Source organism: Sphingobacterium sp. CZ-UAM, assembly GCF_002000245.1.
Lineage (GTDB): Bacteria > Bacteroidota > Bacteroidia > Sphingobacteriales > Sphingobacteriaceae > Sphingobacterium.
In genome coordinates this window covers 97227-118246 of record NZ_MTCM01000008.1, presented here as the reverse complement: position 1 = coordinate 118246, position 21020 = coordinate 97227, and the positions used below count along the sequence as shown (strand labels likewise).

18 protein-coding genes are annotated in these 21020 nt (G+C 41.1%); 8 read left to right on the top strand and 10 right to left on the bottom strand.

What is annotated here, in order from left to right; genetic code table 11:
* Window positions 1–26: 26 nt before the first annotated feature.
* From BWD42_RS22285 to BWD42_RS22255, 7 genes are all read right to left on the bottom strand, one after another.
* Window positions 27–1211: a glycoside hydrolase family 76 protein gene (locus BWD42_RS22285; RefSeq protein WP_217700117.1), complete on the bottom strand. Its 1185-nt coding sequence runs from the start codon at window positions 1209–1211 to the stop codon at window positions 27–29.
* A gap of 71 nt (window positions 1212–1282) precedes the next feature.
* Window positions 1283–2407 (bottom strand): glycoside hydrolase family 76 protein, encoded by a 1125-nt coding sequence (locus BWD42_RS22280; protein WP_077438618.1) that lies wholly within the window; start codon window positions 2405–2407, stop codon window positions 1283–1285.
* A 12-nt stretch (window positions 2408–2419) separates the two neighbouring features.
* Window positions 2420–3562 carry a SusE domain-containing protein gene (locus BWD42_RS22275; RefSeq protein WP_175992129.1) on the bottom strand — a complete coding sequence of 381 codons (1143 nt, stop codon included), beginning with the start codon at window positions 3560–3562 and terminating at the stop codon, window positions 2420–2422.
* Window positions 3563–3639: 77 nt separating this feature from the next.
* Complete coding sequence (locus BWD42_RS22270) at window positions 3640–5265, bottom strand: RagB/SusD family nutrient uptake outer membrane protein (RefSeq protein ID WP_077438616.1); 1626 nt, start codon at window positions 5263–5265, stop codon at window positions 3640–3642.
* 11 nt (window positions 5266–5276) lie between these two features.
* Window positions 5277–8714, bottom strand: coding sequence for a TonB-dependent receptor (locus BWD42_RS22265; RefSeq protein WP_254846303.1), 3438 nt, complete (start codon window positions 8712–8714; stop codon window positions 5277–5279).
* A gap of 214 nt (window positions 8715–8928) precedes the next feature.
* Window positions 8929–10104, bottom strand: a complete 1176-nt coding sequence (locus BWD42_RS22260; protein ID WP_077438615.1) for a FecR family protein — start codon at window positions 10102–10104, stop codon at window positions 8929–8931.
* A 104-nt stretch (window positions 10105–10208) separates the two neighbouring features.
* On the bottom strand, window positions 10209–10814 hold the full coding sequence (locus tag BWD42_RS22255; protein WP_077438614.1) for an RNA polymerase sigma factor: 606 nt from the start codon (window positions 10812–10814) through the stop codon (window positions 10209–10211).
* An 819-nt stretch (window positions 10815–11633) separates the two neighbouring features.
* Here BWD42_RS22255 and BWD42_RS22250 point away from each other — a divergent pair.
* The 5 genes from BWD42_RS22250 to BWD42_RS22230 all read left to right on the top strand — a co-directional run bounded on the left by BWD42_RS22250 (window position 11634) and on the right by BWD42_RS22230 (window position 15320).
* Window positions 11634–12425, top strand: coding sequence for an SDR family oxidoreductase (locus tag BWD42_RS22250; RefSeq protein WP_077438613.1), 792 nt, complete (start codon window positions 11634–11636; stop codon window positions 12423–12425).
* A gap of 61 nt (window positions 12426–12486) precedes the next feature.
* Window positions 12487–12888, top strand: a complete 402-nt coding sequence (locus BWD42_RS22245; protein ID WP_077438612.1) for a GlcG/HbpS family heme-binding protein — start codon at window positions 12487–12489, stop codon at window positions 12886–12888.
* Between the two features lie 18 nt (window positions 12889–12906).
* A complete protein-coding gene (locus tag BWD42_RS22240) occupies window positions 12907–13710 on the top strand; it encodes a helix-turn-helix domain-containing protein (RefSeq protein WP_077438611.1) in 804 nt (267 codons plus the stop codon).
* Between the two features lie 279 nt (window positions 13711–13989).
* Window positions 13990–14505, top strand: a complete 516-nt coding sequence (locus tag BWD42_RS22235; RefSeq protein WP_077438610.1) for a GNAT family N-acetyltransferase — start codon at window positions 13990–13992, stop codon at window positions 14503–14505.
* Between the two features lie 53 nt (window positions 14506–14558).
* Window positions 14559–15320, top strand: a complete 762-nt coding sequence (locus BWD42_RS22230) for a hypothetical protein (protein WP_077438609.1) — start codon at window positions 14559–14561, stop codon at window positions 15318–15320.
* A 226-nt stretch (window positions 15321–15546) separates the two neighbouring features.
* Here the strand turns inward: BWD42_RS22230 and BWD42_RS22225 are convergent, their stop codons facing one another.
* On the bottom strand, window positions 15547–15993 hold the full coding sequence (locus BWD42_RS22225) for a nuclear transport factor 2 family protein (RefSeq protein WP_077438608.1): 447 nt from the start codon (window positions 15991–15993) through the stop codon (window positions 15547–15549).
* A gap of 149 nt (window positions 15994–16142) precedes the next feature.
* Window positions 16143–16751 (bottom strand): hypothetical protein, encoded by a 609-nt coding sequence (locus BWD42_RS22220; RefSeq protein WP_077438607.1) that lies wholly within the window; start codon window positions 16749–16751, stop codon window positions 16143–16145.
* Between the two features lie 109 nt (window positions 16752–16860).
* Between BWD42_RS22220 and BWD42_RS22215 the strand changes: the two genes are divergently transcribed.
* The 3 genes from BWD42_RS22215 to BWD42_RS22205 all read left to right on the top strand — a co-directional run bounded on the left by BWD42_RS22215 (window position 16861) and on the right by BWD42_RS22205 (window position 20438).
* Entirely contained in the window at window positions 16861–17763 is a 903-nt protein-coding gene (locus BWD42_RS22215) for a DUF6528 family protein (protein WP_217700116.1), read from the top strand.
* Between the two features lie 198 nt (window positions 17764–17961).
* On the top strand, window positions 17962–19194 hold the full coding sequence (locus tag BWD42_RS22210; RefSeq protein WP_077438606.1) for a hypothetical protein: 1233 nt from the start codon (window positions 17962–17964) through the stop codon (window positions 19192–19194).
* Window positions 19195–19670: 476 nt separating this feature from the next.
* Window positions 19671–20438 carry a hypothetical protein gene (locus tag BWD42_RS22205; protein WP_139351252.1) on the top strand — a complete coding sequence of 256 codons (768 nt, stop codon included), beginning with the start codon at window positions 19671–19673 and terminating at the stop codon, window positions 20436–20438.
* Window positions 20439–20442: 4 nt separating this feature from the next.
* Here the strand turns inward: BWD42_RS22205 and BWD42_RS22200 are convergent, their stop codons facing one another.
* Complete coding sequence (locus BWD42_RS22200; RefSeq protein ID WP_077438604.1) at window positions 20443–21009, bottom strand: hypothetical protein; 567 nt, start codon at window positions 21007–21009, stop codon at window positions 20443–20445.
* Between the last annotated feature and the right edge of the window lie 11 nt (window positions 21010–21020).

The window sequence follows — 21020 nt, the reverse complement described above, 5'->3', positions numbered from 1 at the left end:
TGCATTGCTGATCAAGCTAAGAACATTTAATATCCAAATTTTGCCAAGCGCGCATACATCTCCACAAAAGCACATTGGTCCAGTAACCACTTGGATTTTTTAGGTTTCTCCAATGTCCAATCTGCATCAAACAATCCATCCTGATCACGCATTTTGTGCCATGCCCATTCAAGATTCTTCGCAAAAATGTCCATATATCTTTTATCGCCAGTTTGTTCGAACAAACTGATATAGCCCCGCATCATCACAGCGTGGAACCATACATTACTATTCTTTAATACTGGAAAATCTATTCCCTCCCTGCGCTGAAAAAAGTAACTTAAGCAGGCCTCAGCCAACTGCTGCGCATCTATCAGATACTTTTTTTCTTTCGTCAGTTTATAAAGCAATACCGCAGCTTGCAGCATCTGCCCCGAATTATAGGAATATTTGGCTTTGCCTATCCCGCCATTTAACTGTATATTATCCCAGTACAGCTTGTCATCCGGATCTTGCAGGCCTGCTTTTGTCCATTCATATAAACGCCGGCCTTCATTGAGGTAATGCTGCTGCTTGGTCGCTTCAAACAGTTTTAAGGCAAACACGGCTGCCGGAGCATTGGAACAGGTATTCTTGGATTCTTTTTTCTGCTCACACCAATAGATTCCACCGCCAAGCTTATCGTCTTCACCGCTCTTCACAAAATCCCAGATCTCCTTTGCATGTCGTAAATAATCGGCTTTTTTTGTCTGCAAATAGCTGTCGGTAAAATCAATACCCAACCATATATTATCGTCGTAAAAACGGTCTGACGCCGGTGCTGAATTGATATAAGAGGCGTAGCCCACCGGTGAGCGTCTGTCGTCCCTATAGGCCTGTAGTCCTACTAGCACCTGTTGATCCAATACCTTCTGTTGTCCGGTTTTATCCGCTGACAGTTCCATCAACGCATTTACTGCGGAGAAGCTGCCCGAGAAAGGCCAGAGATAGGCATATTTTTTCTGCTGTGCCGCTTGCTCGTTATTATTCAGATAGTCTGCTTTAAAATTTTCGTCAAAGGGGTATTTTTCTATTAATAATTTGTTCTCAGTGGATCCATATTTTTCATAGATCACATCTAGGCTCTTTTGCGCCCGATCAGAAAACGTTTCTTTTTTAACCTGTGCCTGTACCGTCAGACAATATAATCCTGTCAATAGAGATATCGTCCGTATCCAATTTATTTGTTTCATCTGCATCTATTATTTTATAGGAAGCCATCGGATACAAATGCGCGTCCAATGGCTTCAGGATTTCCAATGTATTATTTTGATTTAGGTTGATAGCGCGCCAGTCCTTCAAAAAGCATCGCTGCACTGGCGTAGGCTGAAATCTCACTATTACCGATCGGTGGCTGTGCCCAGGAAGAACCGAACAATAGCGTCGGAAGGTGGGTTCCCTTGGTCCAGGCAATTTTGCCATTATTGACCAAAAACTTCTCAAACTTGGCGCGATAAGCTGCATCGATCCCTTCCAGGTTGAGATATTCAATAAAATACCGGATAAATATGCCCTTAAACAGTGCGCCATCGCCATTTCCCTCATCGCGCAGAATATTATTCCCTACATCGATACAGCGGGTAATGGTGTAGTAACTGATTTTCTGGGCATCAACCAGATAAATCTGATCATTGGTAATCTTAAAAAGCTCTACGGCTGTGCCAAGAAAGGTTCCCTGATTATAGGTCAACGTGGTGAGGTCCACCGCATCTGTCTCCCCATTAACATTATCGTACACAGCACCCGATGAGGGGTTATATAAGGTTGCTTTCTGCCATTCATAGATCTTTTTGGCCCAGGTCAGATAATTTTCATTTTTTGTTAAATTATAAAGCCTAGCTGCGAGGATACTGGCGGGTCCGTTAGAGCAGGCATTCTTGCTGTATAACATGTCTTTGCGCCAAGCCAGCCCTCCACCAGCATATTGCTCATTCCAGGCTTTGGTGATATCGGTCCATAAAAGCAGTACGGCATCGAGATATTTCTGTTCCTTAGTGGTCTCGTATAACCGCAGCATGGTCAGTGCATTCCACTCCATATCATCGTAGAACACATTGTAGTAGCTGTTGCCATTTTTCACTTTGACACCTTCAAACCATTTGCTGAAATAGGCACTGTATTTGGCGTCCTTCGTCCGTAGGTAGGCATCGATAACGACGTCCATCGCATGGGCGTTGGGCCAGTATTGAAATCCCTGATCTGACTGATTGATAGCGTTGTTGAAATACCCCGCATCATTCCAGAAACCGGAGATCATTTTATCGGATACCTGCGTAGCCACTTCCGCCCAGGATTCCTGAATCGTATCATCGTAGAGATAGGTATCTTCTACTTTTGTACACCCAAACAGTAAAAACAGCATGGATGAGATCATCACTATTTTCTTCATTATTTCTTCCCTTTAATTTGGAACAACGGTATGTGTATAATCTTTGTCTCCCTGCAAAATCATGGAGATTTTGGTCGGACGTCCATCTACAGCATCCACAAATTTCCATTTGTCATCCCATTGCGAAAGATTTGGTAATATACGCACAAAGTAATACGATGGAGCTGATGAACCGTTTGGTGGGCTATCGGTACCATTTTGGGTTCCCAATTGTATGGTCTCTGCCTTTCCTGCCCTGACCGTTTCCATCTGGAACTTATACCGTTGGTCGCGCCCCCAGCTTTCCTGCTTAAAATTGATGACACCCGTCGCTGACCAAATACCCTTACCCTGATAAGGAAGATCCAGTACTACTGCTCCGGAAGGTGAGAAATAAACACCCATGCTTTTGATTTCCGTATAGGTAACTGTCGCCACATTAAAATCAATGCGGATTCGGTATACCGCTGTCTTGGCAACGGTATTGCTGCCGCTCTCGCCCTCTTTTATCTTGGTCTGATCTTCGGAATAGAATACACGTCCATCTGCCGATTTGCGATCCGTAAAGATATATTTTTTACCGGCCTCCAGTTTTGTAAAAACCTCATATTCACCATTGCCAACAAGCTTAAACGGAATGGCCTGCGCAATAGCTGCAGCGTTCTCAGCTCCTTCACCGGTCACAAACAATTCGTCCGGAATATCAGCAAAACCTTCAAGCGTTTTGATGTTGAGCTTCTTTTTGACTTTACTCAGCACACGTTTCATACCTCGTATGGAGTACACAGACCAACTGATGTCGCCACTTGTACCCGGTTCGATTCCAGCTTTGGAGGCCACCTGGTTCAATATTTTGTGACTGATATTCGCTCCGTTTGAATTTCCGTTATTGTCCGAAGTGACCGTATACAGTGGCTGGCTGAAGTCGCCGTTCACCTTGTCAAAAACAACTTCATACTGTGCCGCTCCCCCATCTGCGACCAGAGCAGACTCCCATTCAAAATACAGGGCCGCAGAACTCGAACTCAATAATTTGACGGCTTTCCCATCTGCAGGGGCATATAAATTTTCCACCGCAGAGACGTCCGCGTCCGAATATTTCATATCATCTTTTTTGCAGGAAACGATGCCCCCAGCAAATGCGAGCATTGCCATAACTTTAAAATACCATTTCATGTCTTTATCTTTAATTTTGTGGTTCAAAACGTACATTGTTCTCTGTATCGTTTGTAACGGTTTGTTTCAATTAAATTTTAGTTTGAATACCCCTGATTATTGGGCAACAGATTTTTATTCAGGTCAATCTGTGTCCTTGGCACCGACCATAGATAATCCCTGCTCTCGTCAAATCGCCGAATATCCAATTTGATATAGCTATTGTTGCTGCCATATTTGGCACCGTTTACCTGTCCGTCCAGATAGGTTTTACCGGCTTTCCAGCGCAGGATATCGTAGTACCGTAGCCCCTCTAAAGCGAGCTCGCTCCGACGCTCATTTCGCACGACCGTTTTCAGATTACCTGTACCAGGAAAATCCAGCGCTTTACTGGCTACAAAGCCCGCTCTTTTGCGGATAGGTTTGATCGTCATATCCCATATAGCTGCATCGAGTTGCCCCAGTGCCTCTTTCGCTTCGGCATACATGAGCAGGATATCGGCATATCTGAACATAATCATATTGAGTCCCGCATCGTATTTTACGGTTGCAGTCACATCGTAATATTTCTTGACATAATAGCCGGTTGCAGATGCATTGGAGCTCGCCCCCTGATACTCGTCCAGGCGCTCTTTGTCTGTCCCTCCAGACCCCGGTTTGATGAAAATCTTGCGGACTGTGCCATTAAAATCCGTCCATTGACCACCGTGAAAAACAATTGTTGCCGCCATACGCGGATCTCGGTTGACATAAGGATTATCACTGTTGTAATTGGGGTCTGTGGCTATGGTATTTCCGTCTAGGGTGATATAGTTGTCAACAAGACTTTGCAAAGGAGCATAACCATTCAGACGTGCCTGGGCAGATATCGGCGCGGCATCATACAGTTTATTCCAGGTTTTCAGTTGGGGTACATAGGCATAATCCAGAATGACCTCCGAATTATATTCGTTCGCTGCGGCAAACAGTCCCGGATAACTTTCGAAAAGGGCGTATGTTCCAAATTCAGCTTGTTTCTTGATCAGATTCTCGCAGTACTGCACGACTTTGTTCCAGTTGCCCTCGTAGAGAAAAGCCCGTGCCTGAAAAGCCGAAGCCGCGCCTTTGGTAATTCGGCCCCTATCATCGGCAGGCAAGCCGTCTTTACTAGGCAGGTCGACCATACATTCGTCCAATTCCTGATGGATAAATGCCATAACCGTTGCCTTGGCAGTCCTCGGGATGACTTTGGACTCCTCCAGAGAGATATCTTTGGTAAAAAAAGGAACATCGCCGTAAAAATTGACCAGCCTAAAATAGAGAAATGCACGGATAAAACGTACTTCGGCAATACGGCGTTTTTTGAGCGCGGCATCCACGCCGGGTACACGGTCTATATTTTCAAGGTAGACATGGCAGGTCTTGATACCGCCATAGAGATCTGACCATTCCGAAGCAAAACGTTCCAGGGTAGGGTCTGCTGTTCCATTGCGGATAGCACGCTGGTCTGTATTGGAACGCCCCTCAAAAATATTATCGCTTAAAGCTTCATCATTCCATAAGCGGTCGGCTGAAAAGAGCTGATTATAGGCCATATTGACCATTTTCTCTGCGTTTTCCGGATAATCCCAGAAGTTTTCATCTGTAAACCGATCAGTTGGCAAGGTATCCAACTTATTGCAGGAAGTAAAATGGACAACAGCCATTAAACTCAAGCCTCCTATAAGTAAATTATATAGTTTCATCGCATAAATCGTTAGAATTGAATATTTAATCCCCCGCCATAATATTTCAATGTCGGATAATTGCGGGCGCTATTGGCAGATCCGCCCATGTTGGAATCAAATTCGGAGGACTCCGGGTCTATCCAGGAATTTTTGCTCAAAGTCAGCAAATTCTGGGCATTGACAAAAAAGCGTACACGTTGTAAGCCTAATCTGGAAATAACATGCTTTGGTAATGTATATCCTATTTGCAGATTTTTCAGACGAACATACTTCCCATTGAAAAGATAGAGATCGGAGTCCTTTCCAAAGTTGTTGGTGGATGCTGTAGATCCATTTGCAGTAAGTCTGGGCCATTGGCCATCAATATTTGTCGGTGTCCAGTAGTCAAGTTGATGCTGATAAATGGCATAAGAATAATTCTGGTGAAAGGGTTCGATCAATTCACCGCGGATCATCATATCCCGTTTACCAACCCCTTGCCAGAACATGCTAAAATCAAAATTCCGGTAGCTGAGGTTATAGGTCAGGCCAAATGTAAACCGGGGAAAACCATTCCCAAGCACAAACCTGTCCCGTGCATCGATTATTCCGTCGTTATTACGATCTACATATTTGACATCTCCAGGACGCAGATCTGCCGCTGTGATGCCACTTGGCAAAGCGGAAGTCTCTATATCCGAAATATTCTGGAAGAGTCCGGCCATCTTGTAGCCATAATAGGAATTGTATGGTAGACCGACGCGCGTCAGTTTGGTAATGTTATCTACGGTTGAAATCCGGTCATCTCCCGGCATCGAGACAATCTTATTGTGGCTGTCGCCCATATTAGCATTGATCTGATGCTGAAACTCGCCGGTCGCAATGCGGTAGGCCAGGTTAATTTCCCAGCCCTCATTGTTCATTTCGCCCAGATTTTGATTTTTCAATGTGGTTCCGAATGCAGATGGAATCTGTGGTGCCATTAGGATATCGACTGTACGCTTCTTAAAATAATCAAAACTTGCCGTCAGCTTATCCTGGAAAAAGGTAGCATCCAGGCCCACATTGAAATTATAGGTTTTCTCCCAGCGTAAATCCAAACTGGCGTATTTGAATCCCGCGGCGGCTACTGGTTTGTTGTTAAATCCATAGCTATTGGGATAGGATTCATACGTAAAGTAATACGAATAGTCGTCCACGGCCTGATTTCCCAGTACGCCATAGTTAGAGCGGATCTTGAGGCCACCGACATGTTCCTTATACCAGTTCATAAACTGTTCCTCCGATGCCCGCCATCCAAGTGATCCGGAAGGAAAGAATCCCCAACGGTTGGCTTTGGAGAACTTGGATGATCCATCATAGCGAAAGCTGAATTCGGCAAAATACTTGCTCTCAAAATCATATCCGGCACGACCGAAGATCGAATTGATACTATTCTGTAAAGTTCCATTAGGTGTAACCCGGGCACTGACGGGGTCGATAACTGTGCCCGTGGTCGGTGTCCCCAGTACAGGATCGGTAAACTTCATTTTAAGTTCGTTCTGCCTCCGTGTATAGGATTCATTGGATGCTCCGATCAAACCGGAAACATGATGGCTGCCGAAGGTCTTGTCGTAATCCAATAGCAACTGAAAATTCAGCAAAGAGGCTTTTTCGTTAAAATCCTCAGTATTGCGGTCCGAATTGACAAAGACCTGTGGCTGCAATGCATCCGGCGTAGCATATAGCGGTACCTGGATCCGTCTGATAAAGCGGTGGTCGGCATAAATATCTGCACCAAAAATACCACGCAGTTTCAAACCGTCGAACAGTTTTGCCTCGAGATTCAGATTGATGTTAAAATAGTCATTATCATGTTTAATATATCCACCTTCATTGAGTTCAGCCAGTGGATTTTGATCTGTCAGGGCATTATTGACCAGATATTTTCCATTATCGGCCTGCATGCGATAGTAATAATAAGAAGGGAGGCGGGAAGCATTAATAATGGCACTTCCGGCGGTATTGCTCATATTGTTGTTGCGTGTATAGGCTAAAATCGAAGTCAGTTTAAAACGTCCGATTTCGGTACTGAGGTTGGTCCGCAGATTATAACGTTTTATCCCAAAATTCTGTCCAACAAAATTGCTGGGCTGGTTATAAAAGCCTCCTGAAAATAAATAAGAACTTTTCTCACCTCCGCCCGTAACGCTGATATTATATTTTTGCTGAAACGAATTTTGCATGATTTCCGGCAGATTCCATTTCTCCATATCCTGATGGGCATACAGATCAGCAATTGCTGCCGGCGAAAATTGTGGATCCATGCCCGAATTGGTGAGCGCGAGGTTACGTAAGGTCGCATTTTCATAGCCCGCAACGGGAGAAAATAAAATTTTGGGTTGTTGCACTCCCCACTGTGTCCCAAGCGCAACCGAGGGTTTCTGATTTTGACGCCCCTTTTTGGTAGTTACTAGGATTACCCCATTTGCCGACCGCGAACCATAAATGGCGGTGGATCCCGCATCTTTGAGCACTGATACTGTTTCGATATCGTCGGGATTGATCTTGTTGAGCGTTCCGCCTTCGGTGATGATTCCGTCGATCACCACCAAAGGGGCATTGCTATTTACCGTAGATATTCCCCGGATATTGATGTTCATTGCGTTATCGTTTGGATCCATGCTTTTTTGTTGAATGGTCAAACTTGGAGAAGCCCCCTGAAGAGCCTGTGTGACGTTGCCGACGGGTCGGTCCTCAAAGGTCTTTGCGCCGATCTGGTCCACAGCACCAACAACACGCTGCCGGGTGGTGGTACCATATCCGATCACGATCACTTCCTCCAGCTGGCTATTGCTGCCTTTCATCTGTATATGCAACTGTCCCAGCTGTTCCGTAGACATCGCTGCAAGCTCCACTTGCTGCAAGTCATATCCGACAGAGGAAAAAATCAATGTGGATTTTGGAGAAAGGTTGCTGATCGTAAAACTACCATCAGCAGCGGTGGAGGTTCCAGAAGATGCATTTCCTTTGACGCGAACAGAAACGTTGGCCAACGGTTCACCTCGTTCATTGGTCACCCGCCCCTTGATCGCTGTCTGAACCGTAACCGCCAGAGGCTGTTCTGACGAGCTTGGAACCGCAGACCGGGGTTTGTCACGAATGACGACAGTCTTGTTATCCAGCTGATAGGACAGCGGCTGATCGGCAAAAATCTGGACCAATACATCGGACAACAGACGGTCTTTAACTTTTATATGGACAGGTTTGGCTGCAGACATCTGCCGTTCTGTATAAAGAAAATTGTAGCCTGTCTGTGACTTGAGCTCCTTAAATATTCTTTTAAGGCTCATATTGGAGTATTCCAATGTTACCTTTTGTGCAAAAGTCGAAGCGCTAACCTGCATAAAAGTAACCAAGATAATTATGGTCGTCAATCGCATAATAAGCCATAGTTTACGGAATAGCAAATACGCTATCACCTTTTTTCTGATATAATTTTGATACATTTGCAAGGTTTGATTTGCACTATATTCGAGTCGTCCAAAACAGAAATATAGTGCATATTGGATAGTTAAAATTTAATTGTCCCAAACAGCAACCAGATCCCCCGGGATCCTGGTTGCTCTCTTGTAGTCCACCATTGTGACTATTCGTTTTGTATAGTTCTATTCATCGGTTTATCTTCTTTAGGTGTTTATAATTCAATTATTTACAATATAATTAAGGAAGAACATACAGGGTTTTCCCTTCAATCCGAAAATGGACTGCCCCCGTATTTTCAAGCATTTTCAAGACTTGCTTTACATCATCAAAACGGGAGATCCCGCCCCCGAATTTTTCGCTTGTCTTTTTTCCCTGATAGACGACATCCACTTTATACCAGCGTGCTATTTTGCGCATTACACTTTCGATATCATCCTGATCAAACATAAATTCATGATTGGTCCAGGCAATAATCGGAGCTGTATCCACCTGTTGTATCTGAAGTATACCTTTGGCATTGAGACTGGACTGTTGTCCGGGGAGCAAGCGCAATTTTTGGTTGCTGGAAGATACTTCGACACTACCTTCCAAGAGGGTCGTCCGTAAGGCCGGTTCATCGGTATAGCTATTTACATTAAAATGGGTACCCAATACCTTGATCTGCTGACCGGAAGCCTTGACAATAAAAGGGTGTTTAGGATCTTTTGCTACCTCAAAAAAGGCCTCTCCGGTCAATTCCACTTCCCTTTTACCCTGAAGCGCAAACCGAATCGGATACTTAAGGGATGAAGCTGCATTGAGCCATACCTGCGTGCCATCCGGCAGTTTAATCCGATAGGTTTCTCCTTCAGTGGTTGATAAGATATGATTGCCGGCTCCACCGTCCGCATTTTTGTCCACTTCGTAAATCAACAGTCCATCACTACTTTTAGAGATTTTGATCCCCATTTCAGCTGCAATCTGTCCATCCATGATTTCCTGTAGACGAACCTGTTTGCCATTTGCAAGGGTTAAGGTCGCAGACTGCATGCCTGGTGATATCAATTTTTCACGCTGCGTTTGCCGAGCTACGGTATTATCGGTCCCGTCATAAAACCACCAGCCAGCAAAGGATATCCCAATAACGGTAGCTGCAACAGCAGCAATACGTTTCCATGACCAGAAAGATTTCACTTGAGGTTTATTCATCTGCGCATGGAGCTGTTCCCATGTATTATCCAATACCAACAGGACCTCGGGATCCTGAAGCAGGTTCTGATCAACCGGATCATCCAGCACTTCCTGGATCAGCTCCTGTAGCAGCATTCGGTCCTCGCCAGATTTTATATAAGACAGAAAGGCGCGGGAATCTTCCTCACTGAGCTCCCCATGTATATACTGTCTTAAAGTATATTGAAGTATTTCTTTTTCCACAATTGGTTATCCTCTTTTTAGCTAATACACTTCAGAAGCAAGGATCATCTGCTCCCGTCGCAATTTTATTTTATATTTTTTCAGCTTAAAGAAAATAACAAGGCTTAATGATGCTGGAGTAGGATAAAAGAGGCTATCAACAGCGTAGGCTTATCCAAAATCGCGTGTCTTTCTTTGATATACTTCGTCGCTTTTACGATGTGGTCATTGATTGTAGAAGTCGATATTCTTAACAAAGTGCTTACCTCAGCATAGCTTTTGCCTTCGATCTTACATAGCCTGTAGATCAGTCTCCGTTGGGGCGGAAGCTGCTCTATCGTTTGGGACAGCCACTGCTCGTCCTGCTTTTCGTCTAATTGTTCCTCCACATGGCTGTATAACTGTGTATTGTGGAGACTAAGGTAGGCTTGAACCTGCTTCTCCAGGTTATTTTTACGGATAAAATTATATACGGTGTATTTAGCAATCTGAAACAGGTAGGATCGAAAAGACTGTTCGGGATCAATCAGTTCCCGCTTATCCCATACTTTTATAAAAACTTCCTGTAAAAGCTCAGCGGCATCCTGTTCGGATTTAACCATTTTACGAATGTTGAGAAAGATCCGACCGCTATACAAGGTATAAATCTGGCGAAAAGCCGTTTGGCAGCCCGAACGCAAGGCCAACAGCATCTCCTTTTCTTCAATATGATCATATCTCGGTTTATACATTGTCACTCCGGTGAAAATAAAAAAAATGAATCACCAAATCCCAGACCTTTCTATCATCGTTATGACAAAACAGCAAGAACTATCCCCTTCGTTGAAAAGTAAAAAACGCTATAGCTTTATCGTATTTGGTTATCCATTATCCGTCTGAGGTCACACTCAATAAATTAATTATCGACATAAAACCCGATAATAAAATCGTGTTGGCATGCCGATAAATTAAGTTTCCAACAGGTCTCCTGCTTTTATTGATATTCCATAAGATCGGATAAAACAAATATAAAAAAACTAAAACGGTTTTGCTTATTCCAAAAGAAAATAAAAAAATGATGGGACATTTGCTTTTTTCTACTCTTTCAAATAGATATTACGGATTAACCTTTGACTGAAGATATGGAGGGAACACCTTGTGAATTGGTTCATATTATCTGGTACTTTAATAGGGAGCTTATAGGGACTTTATAGGGACCTCATTCGGACCTTATCCGGATAAAAGCGTATAAAGTCCGATTTAAGTTCGAATAATATACCTGTTAAATAGGTATTATTTAGAAAGAAATATTCAACTTGTTCCCTTAATAAACAGAAAAAGCCAGGTCTCGTGAAGTAGCCTTAAACGAACACATTAACAGCTTCCGTTTCTGAAAACTCGGTAAATAGTGGAAACTGGGAAATTAAATCAGGACAAATATGAAGAATCAAGGAAATGAAAGATAGTTAATCTCATTGATGGGCCATTGGGCAATATAAAATTGAACCGTACAGAAATACTTACGAGCTGTAAACTCCTGTAATTTTAGACTAAACCATTTAGATAAAAAAATGAGCAAAACAATTTTAATTACAGGAGCCGCGAGCGGTTTTGGAAAAATTACCGCTTTTGACCTGGCAAGCAAAGGCTACGAAGTAATTGCCACGGCACAAGTTTATCCCCAGGTTAGCGACTTGATACGCGAGGCCAATGAAAGAGGAATCCAGCTTATCGTTGATAAATTGGATGTGACCAACTCGCGGGATCTAGCCTATATTCACAAAAAATATGATATAGACATTCTCATCAGCAATGCTGGTATCATGGAGGGTGGCCCTATCGCTGAACAGCCCATAGATCTGATCCGCAGTATGTTTGATGTCAATGTATTCGGGGGTCTTACACTTGCACAGGGATTTATCAAAAAATTTATTGAACAGAAAAAACCCGGCAAGATCGTATTCACCACCTCTATGGGCGGTCTTTGGACGGTGCCCTATGTTGCGGCTTATTGTGCATCAAAACATGCGATGGAATCAATTGCAGAAGGATTGAAAACCGAGCTGGCGGACTTTGACATCAAGATCGCAACATGTAACCCCGGCATATTTGACACAGGATTCAATGATCGTGGCGTAGAAAGTATATTCCGCTGGTACGATCCCGAGATCAATTTTACACCAGCCTCCGTATTTGATGGTATTGCGGATTCGTTGAGTAATCAGTTGGATCCACAAGGGATGGCCGACTGTATCGTAAATGTGGCACTGGACGAGAATTCCAATTTTAGAAATGTTTATCCGAAGGAAACCGAAGATTTTGTAAAACAGCTTCAGATGGAAGCATGGGCAGCAAAAAGTTAATTAATCAACAATACTCCATGAGCACAGCTAGCTGCTGTGCTCTTCTCAAAAAAGACAGAATATGAATATAATCTATAGTCAGGCAACCCAAATATTGAATGCATCTATTGCAAAAGCAAACGAAATAGGGATTCCGGTTAGCATAGCAATTGTAGATAAGGGCGGACATCTCATGGCCCTCGCAAGGCTAGACAGTGTCTTTGGTGTAATCGATTTCGCACTAAAAAAGGCTAAGACTGCAATCATGTTTGGCGTAGACAGCGACGTAATGGGCAGTATTATTGCAGGAGCGGAAATACACTTCTATGGAATGATCAACTCCAACGAGGGCTTGCTGACGATACCCGGTGGAATAGTCATAAGAGATGCAGAAGGTAATCCTATTGGAGCTATCGGCTGCTCCGGCGGAACTCCCGAACAGGATAAGGAAATTGCAAGCGCCGGTAGTCAGATAATTCTTTAATTTAATGATATTTGTATCATGGCTGCAACCCGCGAAATAATATTCGATAGATTGGTATATTCCTGTGCGTTTGAAAAACATAGAGGATCCGAGGAATTCTATCCGGATCATTTCTTGGGCTTTCAACTTGCAGGTGAAACACATGCTTTTCATGAGCAGGGATTTACTATTATCCGTGAAAACATGGTTGTACTGGTCAGGAAAAATCAGCTTGTCCGCACAATAAAATACCCCTCAAAATCAGGAAAGTATAATTTCATTGCAATAACATTGGACAAAGAATGCTTAAGGCGCTACGCTTTTGAGAATAAAATTGTCATAGAAAGTCCATATGGAGGAAAACAAAAATTATTCTTTGAGCCCAATGAGTTCCTCTCCAGTTATTTTATTTCGCTTGCTCCATATATAAATAAAACAAAGCAAGCTACGCCGAGGCTTGCGGATATCAAAGTCAGGGAGGCCATCGAGCTCCTACTTGATAGTAACCCTGACTTAAAATATATCCTATTTGATTTCACTGAAGCATATAAAATTGATCTGGAAGAATTTATGAATAACAATTATATGTTCAATGTTCCAATAGAATCATTTGCAAAACTTACTGGACGCAGTATATCGGCATTCAAGCGTGATTTTGCCGAACTTTTTCACTGCAGTCCGAAATTATGGCTCAAGAATAGACGTTTGGAAGAAGCTTATTATCTGATCAAATACAAACAACAAAAACCAACAAGCTTCTATTTGGACATCGGTTTTGAAAACCTCAGCCATTTCTATTCGTCATTCAAAGAAAAATATGGCTTGACAACTTCAGAAATCTAGTATTCTTTTTGGCTTATAGTATCTCATAGGCCTATGTTTTTTCTGAAAGTGTCTGTTTTCTATTGGTCAGAAAGAACCTTCAGTTGACTTTCATGGCTGTTGGCGCTTATAAGAACATGAAGGCTCTTCCGATCCGAGTAACTTCTCTTACTGCAATTTTATCAACAGTTCAGATATGATTGTTGACTATCCGTAGCAGACTCCCTGGAATAAAATCAATGTGAATTAGCATTTGTCATACTATTTATACTAACTTTATTCGTTATAAACCGACTTGACATGGAAACTAAAATACTAACTGACAAGATATTACTGAAACCCATCGAACTATCCGACCTTCAAGATCTATATCATCTCAGAACCAATCCGCAAGTTGCTAAGTATATTCAGAGAGATGTCAATAAAAATCTCGACGACATCAGACAGTTTATAGCGCTCGTCATAAAAAATAATTTTTACTTCACGATCCGTACCCTTGATCGGAATGAATTTATTGGAACAATCACCTTATGGAATATCGACAGAAGTATAAATTATGCAGAAATAGGTTATGAGCTGCTGCCAGAATTTCAGGGTAAAGGATTGATGAGCGAAGCTGTAAAAGCCATGCTAGATTACGCTTTCAATAAAGCAGGCTTTGAAGTTATTGAAGCACATACACATCGCGAAAACACAGCATCCCGGAGACTTCTCGAACGAGTGGGTTTTAAACTGTTACCAGATAAAATCGATCGGGATAATTTAGATATTGTTGTTTATGGAATAAATAAAACGGAGCCAGAAAGTGCTTTTTGATCAACTAATATAATTCAGTAAATTCATAACGGCATACATACGGGAAACAAAGGATGAAATTCAGTTTTTTAATTATATTACTACTGGCTTATAGCATTGGCTACGCACAGCACACTGAAATTGACGCGTCAAAAAAAGCCAGGATCAGCCATATTATCTCGCTATTTAAGCAAAAGAACTTTGATGATATTTCAACGATCATAAAATACCCATTGAAGCGGGAAAATCCTATTCCGGACATCAAAAACCCAACGGAATTTAAACAACGGTCTCATGAGATTTTTGATCAAACACTTATTGATCTGATCGCCGGTTCAACAACCGAGCAATGGACTGAAGTTGGATGGCGGGGTATCATGCTTGATCATGGTGCTGTATGGATCGATAGCGATTTAGGAAAAATAACGGCTGTAAACTATCAGAGTCCTATTGAAAAGCAATTAAAACAAACATTGATCCAACAACAGAAGGATCATATCCACCATTCTTTAAAGGAATTTAAAAATCCGGTATATACGATACGAACTAAAAAATACCGCATCAGAATAGACGAACTTACCAACGGTAAATACCGATATGCTTCATGGAAAATCGGGAGCAAAGAAAACGCGCAACCTGATATCATCCTGAATAATGGCGAACTGGATTTTAATGGAAGTGGCGGTAATCATGTCATTACCTTTAAAAACAGGAATTATAATTACAAAGTATACCGGAATATTCTTACCGAAAAAAATGCAGCAGATATCACCCTGGATGTTGAAAAAGATAACCGAAAGATCTTGAGCCAACACGGCACATTAATAGCAGATTAAAAAGACTGTTTGCTAACTGCGTAGTCAATAACAAGCCATATTAACGGATCAATATCTTCTAATCGAAACTGCTGTTGATCACCCATACATTAGAAAGTGTGTAAAGAGCAATTCAATTATTGTAAAAAGCACCAGTTTATGAAAAAAAGGAAACTATCTTAAACATAAAAAGCCACATCTTGCAATATGGCTCTCCAACATATATATATTATTTTAAACAACCTTCTTATTTATACGAATTAATAGATTTGGCCACTTTCCAGCTATCGCCTTCACGGACCAAAGTTACGAGGTCTGTCATCGTGAAATTCTCAAATTTCATGGTTACTTTTGCAACCATATAATCTGCTGACTTTTCAATGATTTGTGCACTCACATTACAGTTCAACTTCTCTCCTCTTTGTTTTTTGAACAATTTGATTACCTCACCACGGCTATTTGTTAGTGCGGTTTTAGATTGAATCTTCCGATTAAAATCGTCGGTAAATAATTGCTCTATTCCTGCTGATTCGCCCTCTGTAGCCACCGCAACATAATGATCAAGCGCAAATTCTGGCGTAGAAAGATTTACTAAAGCTTTTTCTGATTTTCTGGTTATTTTTTCCGTTGCCATAGTCAAAGTAGTTACTGCGATTAAGGCTATTGTGGCGAATGTTTTTACTAGCGTTTTCATATTGTGTTTATTGGATCTGTTATCTATTTTTATTTGTTGATTCAAAATTACAACACGATACCTCGCTAGCCTATGGACTTTAGACAAATGAACTGGAAAACTCGGTGAATGGCAAAAATGGGAAGGCGAATAACGTAGAGATAGGAGCTTCAGCTTAAGTTGTCAATCTCCCCTTGGATATTTATACGTGCTTGTTGTTCATATTTATCAAAAAATAAATCCGTTTTAAAGATCCTTTCCATATTGAGAAAATGTTGCAGAATCTGTTTCCGTCCACGATCAAAATAAATAGAATCTCCATATTCTTTACGAATGCCAGCGGCATATTTTTCATAAGATCCCCAATCTGCCCCCAGTATTGACATATCAGCATCTATAAAGTAATTTATATCAGAAGAACTATTGCCGGCATGAGTCTTTGTGGCTAATATCATCTCGCTGCACAGGCTAATTAAATATGCTGGGTAGTCTAATTTATTTAGATGGCTCACAGCTACGATTGCACTCTTTTCTTCATTCGTACCATCGATCGTAAAATAGACGATGTCATGATAGATCATTGCCAAATATGCTGTGGAATAATCTGACAATTGATTTTTGCAAAAATTCAGCTGATCACTAAAATGCTGTAGGTGCGTCAACGTATGATAGCTCCTTCGCTGATCAGAATATGATGCAATAATTTCGTTCCAACAAGATTCTATTAACAAAATATCACTTGTATATGGCTTCAGACACAAAAAATAAGTCTCTTTCATATTTAGCATCTCAATGATTATAAATAAAGCTAACTATTTTTATGATCATATTCGTTTTCAAACAACTTATGTGGTTAACTTTAAATACGAATTTAAAACTGAGCGAAAAATGAAAGCGGTTAAAACACTTTATACCTTCCTGTTATGGGCGATCATAATCTTACCTAGACTGACCAATGGCCAACAATTGCCCCAGATTCCCAAAGGATACTGGATCGCATGCGGGGATGACAAGGTGCTTATTATTAATCCGTCAATCAGCTCAGATAGTTCAGCAGTGATCTGGAAATGGCAGTTCAAAGAAAGCGCGGATCAGATACCGGAGGAATATAGCAACTATTTTAAGTCAATAGATGAATGCAAACCAGTGTTTGCGAATAAAAAGATCCTGATTACATCATCCACGGGAGCAACCTGCTTATTAAATATCGCCGATAAGAAAATTGAGTTCTATGCAAAAACACCTATGGCTCATTCAGCGGACCTATTGCCCGGTCACCTTGTGGCTGTGGCAAACTCAACCCATCCCAAAGGAAATTCTTTGGAGCTTTATCGATTGGAGCAGCCGGAAAAACCAATCTACAAAGACAGCCTCTATTCGGGACATGGCGTAGTCTGGAACAACAAATTACAGCAACTATTTGTACTTGGATATGACGATCTGCGAACGTATAGATTGACGGAGGCTAAAAACAGTTTAACTCTCGTCAATACGATAAAAATCCCTGGACTGGGCGGACACGATCTTTCCTTAATAGACGACGATCGTCTTCTGGTTTCCTCTACAGATGCTGTGGCTATTTTTTCCATAAATGAACGGAAATTTGATCCATTCATTCCTTTGGCCGATACACATCATATAAAATCTGTCAACTGGAATGCAAAAACAAACCGTCTCGTATACACCAAAGCGGAAGAAAGCTGGTGGACATTTAATATATATGCAACCAGTCCGAATCAAAAAGTACATATACCGACATTGAAGCTTTATAAAGTACGCGTTTGCTATTAAGGGCACTGAGCTTTTGTTCAATAAATAAGAATGACAACCGCCCCCCTACAGACTTCTTTTCAAAAACTAATTCTCGGCGTCCTTTTTTGCTAAAAGAATTCATGGGTTTGTCTTGAGTTGAATAGGTAAAATAGCAGCATGGTTTTGAAATCCAGTTTATAACTAATATCTTAGTTATATAAAACTAAAACATTAGTTATGAAAATTTATCTGATTTTATTATTCATTATAACTGGTCAGTGGAGCTATGGACAGCTCACAATAAATAAATTATTTGCATTACATGATCAGATCGCCAATAATCATCCCGAGAACTACCAGTTTGTCGTACAGGAACTCAATAAACTTGCCGTGGACAGTATGGAAGATAGGGCCAAGCCTCTTTTCTATCAGCTATTGTCCTCACACCATGCTGCTCTCGGAGATTATGAAAGATCACGGTTCTATTGGGATCAACAATATGCCCAATGGATCTCCGAATATAAGATCACCTATGATACTATTTTTTACAAACAGCATCAATTTGTTGACGCCAAAAACTACATTTTGCAACGATCAAAAAGAGAGCAGGTTGTCATGATCAATGAAGCGCACAATATTCCATATCACCGCGCTTTTGTCTTACAATTATTAAAGGGATATCGTCAACTAGGCTTTAAATATCTCGCTATTGAAACACTATTGGATGATAGCATAAATACAACTCAACAGGTTACGGACACAACAGGGTTCTACAGTCGCGAGCCACTGTTTGCAGAAATGATCCGTGAAGCACTACAGCAGCACTTTGTATTAATAAAATATGAAGCCGACGAAAATACGGCAACTCCGCGAATGCGGGATTCGTTGCAAGCGGCCAACTTAGCCAGCGTTCTAAAAAACGATCCTGACGCTAAAATACTTGTTTACGCGGGCTATGATCACATACAGGAAGAGACTCAGAACAAATGGAAAAAAATGGCACATTTTTTTAGAGAAATGACCAATATTGATCCTTTAACGATCTCACAAAGCAAACATATCGAACAATATCATCCTGAGCTAGAAACTGCTGAATTTCGGACAGTACATAAATTTGGTTCGTTCAATGATCCCGTTGTTGCCTTGAAAAATGATACCGCATGGCATGATAAATTTGTTGATATTTCTATATTTTACCCTCGCTATTTGGTGCCGGATAAACGACCAACCTATTTAACGGTCGGCGGACTGCGAAAAGCTGTCACATTGCGGACCAGAAAAAAAGAGCAAGGACTTTTTGTACAGGCCTTCTATGCAAACGAAAAAACGGGGCACCGCATACCAGCCGATCAGATTTTTATAAAAAAACCAGCGGAACAACTTTATTTAAGACCGGGAAAGTATATGCTCGAATTCAAAAATTCGAATGATAAAATTGTAAAAAAAGAACCTATCCAGGTTGTCGATTAAAAACCTACAAAAAAGCCACATCTCACGACGTGGCTTCTAAACTAAACTTATAAACTTATGATTCACTAGTAGTCAGGCTATGAGCTAACTTGACTCACCACTAGTTTTTAACTTTTTGTCTTATTTGCATGCATTTACAGATCTGGACACTTTCCAATTTTGCCGTTATCGACTAAGGACACGAGATCTGTCTTGGTAAAACCGTAAATTAAATCCTGGTCAATTTTTCATATTAATCTTGTGAGATTCACTTCACATCTAAATAATTTTCCTTTATTTGCGATGAAGTTATCTCCAGTACCGTTATCTATATCTATACTAACGACGGTTCGTTCTTCTAATCTGTTGAATCAAAATTATAACAAAAAAGCTCTCTGGCCGATGGACTTTAGGTCAACAGCTCTAAAAACTCGGTGAATGCAGGAAATAGGGAGGTAAACATTGAAAATCTTTTTAGAAATCTGAAAAAAATATTTATGGCTGAGCATATCTCCTATATCCAAGTAATTAAAGTACCCATCACCGCGGATCTGGTACTGAGTCCCACTGTTTTATACGATGAAAATGGAACTTCTATCTGCTTTGAAACGGAGGATGAACAGTTTGGTAGAATCACCATACAAAAGATGGATGGAATCAAAATCTGCCGTGGGGAAATTCCTCCATATCATGACCCCAGAAAAAACTGGGAAGACTTTGAGTCTGGCACCTGGGTTTATAGGGTTGAAAACTCCAAATGGCTGATGGAAAGATATCATTATGAAAAAAACCACTATGGTCAGTCGTATGACTGGGGCAATTCAGTGGAAGAAATGCTGACAGACTATAGCCATTATTATTTTTCCTTTCATGACGAATTTGTAGAAGTCATTGCCAAAGGTTTCTGGTGGGAAAAAGCTGAACAGAGCTTACAGGGGAAACCATTGTCAGACGGTCACCCATTTCTCAAATTGCAAACTGATTTTACAGCAGAACTCAAGATCAACGATGGAAGATTTTATATAAAAATAAACCCTAAATCACATCAAGAGCTCAATAAAGATGTGCGTTTTTGTCATCAAACTATTATGGAAGTATGGGCAAGGATTAAGGGCGAATATTATCAGGAAGGAACAGTAAAAATAAAAGAAAATAAAGGGGGTATTTTATCTTATTATCAACCACAGTTTGGAAAAGAAATCATTGTAAAAAAAGGCATTGCGAATCTAGCTGATCTGGAAGACATCTTACTGTCTAGATCTTAATACGCTAGGGCATCGCTTCCAATCGTAATACGGAATGTAATTTGTCATAATCAGACCAATCACCAAAACCATTAAACGGGGTTCCTTCCCCCCAAGGAACGATCGCTTTGCAATCAAAACAAATCTTAGCTAGCCCAACACATTTTTTATTCCTATAAAAAACCAGGACATCTCGAAATTCATGTATACATGGACTATCTATATCCTCTTGTCTAGTCTTGCGAAAAAATAATGAATCTATAACTTCATAATGAGATCTATCAATCAGCGTTTTCACATAACCAACTTCTTCCAACCTGTTGAGAATAACCGTGTCAACCTGATTATCCCCTAGCACAGACAACAAAAACTCATCCTGTTGGGATTTAGTTTTCTGGTCTTGCAATGCTCCAATTTGGTAAAGATCAATCGATTTTGAATAGTGTACAAGCGAGTCGAACTGAGCAGAACCAGCAATAGTATTATTGTAGTACCCACCTTTACCCGTGCCATCATCATTTATACAGCCCTGCAGGCAAACAAAGATGGTGACAATAAAAATTCCAGCAGATTTAAACACCCTTATTTTCATTTTAATAAGCT

Excerpts from the sequence above, each read along its gene's own strand:
- BWD42_RS22285 (WP_217700117.1), bottom strand. The coding sequence starts at position 1,211 with ATGAAACAAATAAATTGGATACGGACGATATCTCTATTGACAGGATTA.
- BWD42_RS22235 (WP_077438610.1), top strand. The coding sequence starts at position 13,990 with ATGGAAACTAAAATACTAACTGACAAGATATTACTGAAACCCATCGAA.
- BWD42_RS22210 (WP_077438606.1), top strand. The coding sequence starts at position 17,962 with ATGAAAATTTATCTGATTTTATTATTCATTATAACTGGTCAGTGGAGC.
- BWD42_RS22225 (WP_077438608.1), bottom strand. The coding sequence starts at position 15,993 with ATGAAAACGCTAGTAAAAACATTCGCCACAATAGCCTTAATCGCAGTA.
- BWD42_RS22280 (WP_077438618.1), bottom strand. The coding sequence starts at position 2,407 with ATGAAGAAAATAGTGATGATCTCATCCATGCTGTTTTTACTGTTTGGG.
- BWD42_RS22220 (WP_077438607.1), bottom strand. The coding sequence starts at position 16,751 with ATGAAAGAGACTTATTTTTTGTGTCTGAAGCCATATACAAGTGATATT.
- BWD42_RS22215 (WP_217700116.1), top strand. The coding sequence starts at position 16,861 with ATGAAAGCGGTTAAAACACTTTATACCTTCCTGTTATGGGCGATCATA.
- BWD42_RS22230 (WP_077438609.1), top strand. The coding sequence starts at position 14,559 with ATGAAATTCAGTTTTTTAATTATATTACTACTGGCTTATAGCATTGGC.
- BWD42_RS22245 (WP_077438612.1), top strand. The coding sequence starts at position 12,487 with ATGAATATAATCTATAGTCAGGCAACCCAAATATTGAATGCATCTATT.
- BWD42_RS22250 (WP_077438613.1), top strand. The coding sequence starts at position 11,634 with ATGAGCAAAACAATTTTAATTACAGGAGCCGCGAGCGGTTTTGGAAAA.
- BWD42_RS22240 (WP_077438611.1), top strand. The coding sequence starts at position 12,907 with ATGGCTGCAACCCGCGAAATAATATTCGATAGATTGGTATATTCCTGT.
- BWD42_RS22255 (WP_077438614.1), bottom strand. The coding sequence starts at position 10,814 with ATGTATAAACCGAGATATGATCATATTGAAGAAAAGGAGATGCTGTTG.
- BWD42_RS22265 (WP_254846303.1), bottom strand. The coding sequence starts at position 8,714 with ATGTATCAAAATTATATCAGAAAAAAGGTGATAGCGTATTTGCTATTC.
- BWD42_RS22205 (WP_139351252.1), top strand. The coding sequence starts at position 19,671 with ATGGCTGAGCATATCTCCTATATCCAAGTAATTAAAGTACCCATCACC.
- BWD42_RS22275 (WP_175992129.1), bottom strand. The coding sequence starts at position 3,562 with ATGAAATGGTATTTTAAAGTTATGGCAATGCTCGCATTTGCTGGGGGC.
- BWD42_RS22270 (WP_077438616.1), bottom strand. The coding sequence starts at position 5,265 with ATGAAACTATATAATTTACTTATAGGAGGCTTGAGTTTAATGGCTGTT.
- BWD42_RS22200 (WP_077438604.1), bottom strand. The coding sequence starts at position 21,009 with ATGAAAATAAGGGTGTTTAAATCTGCTGGAATTTTTATTGTCACCATC.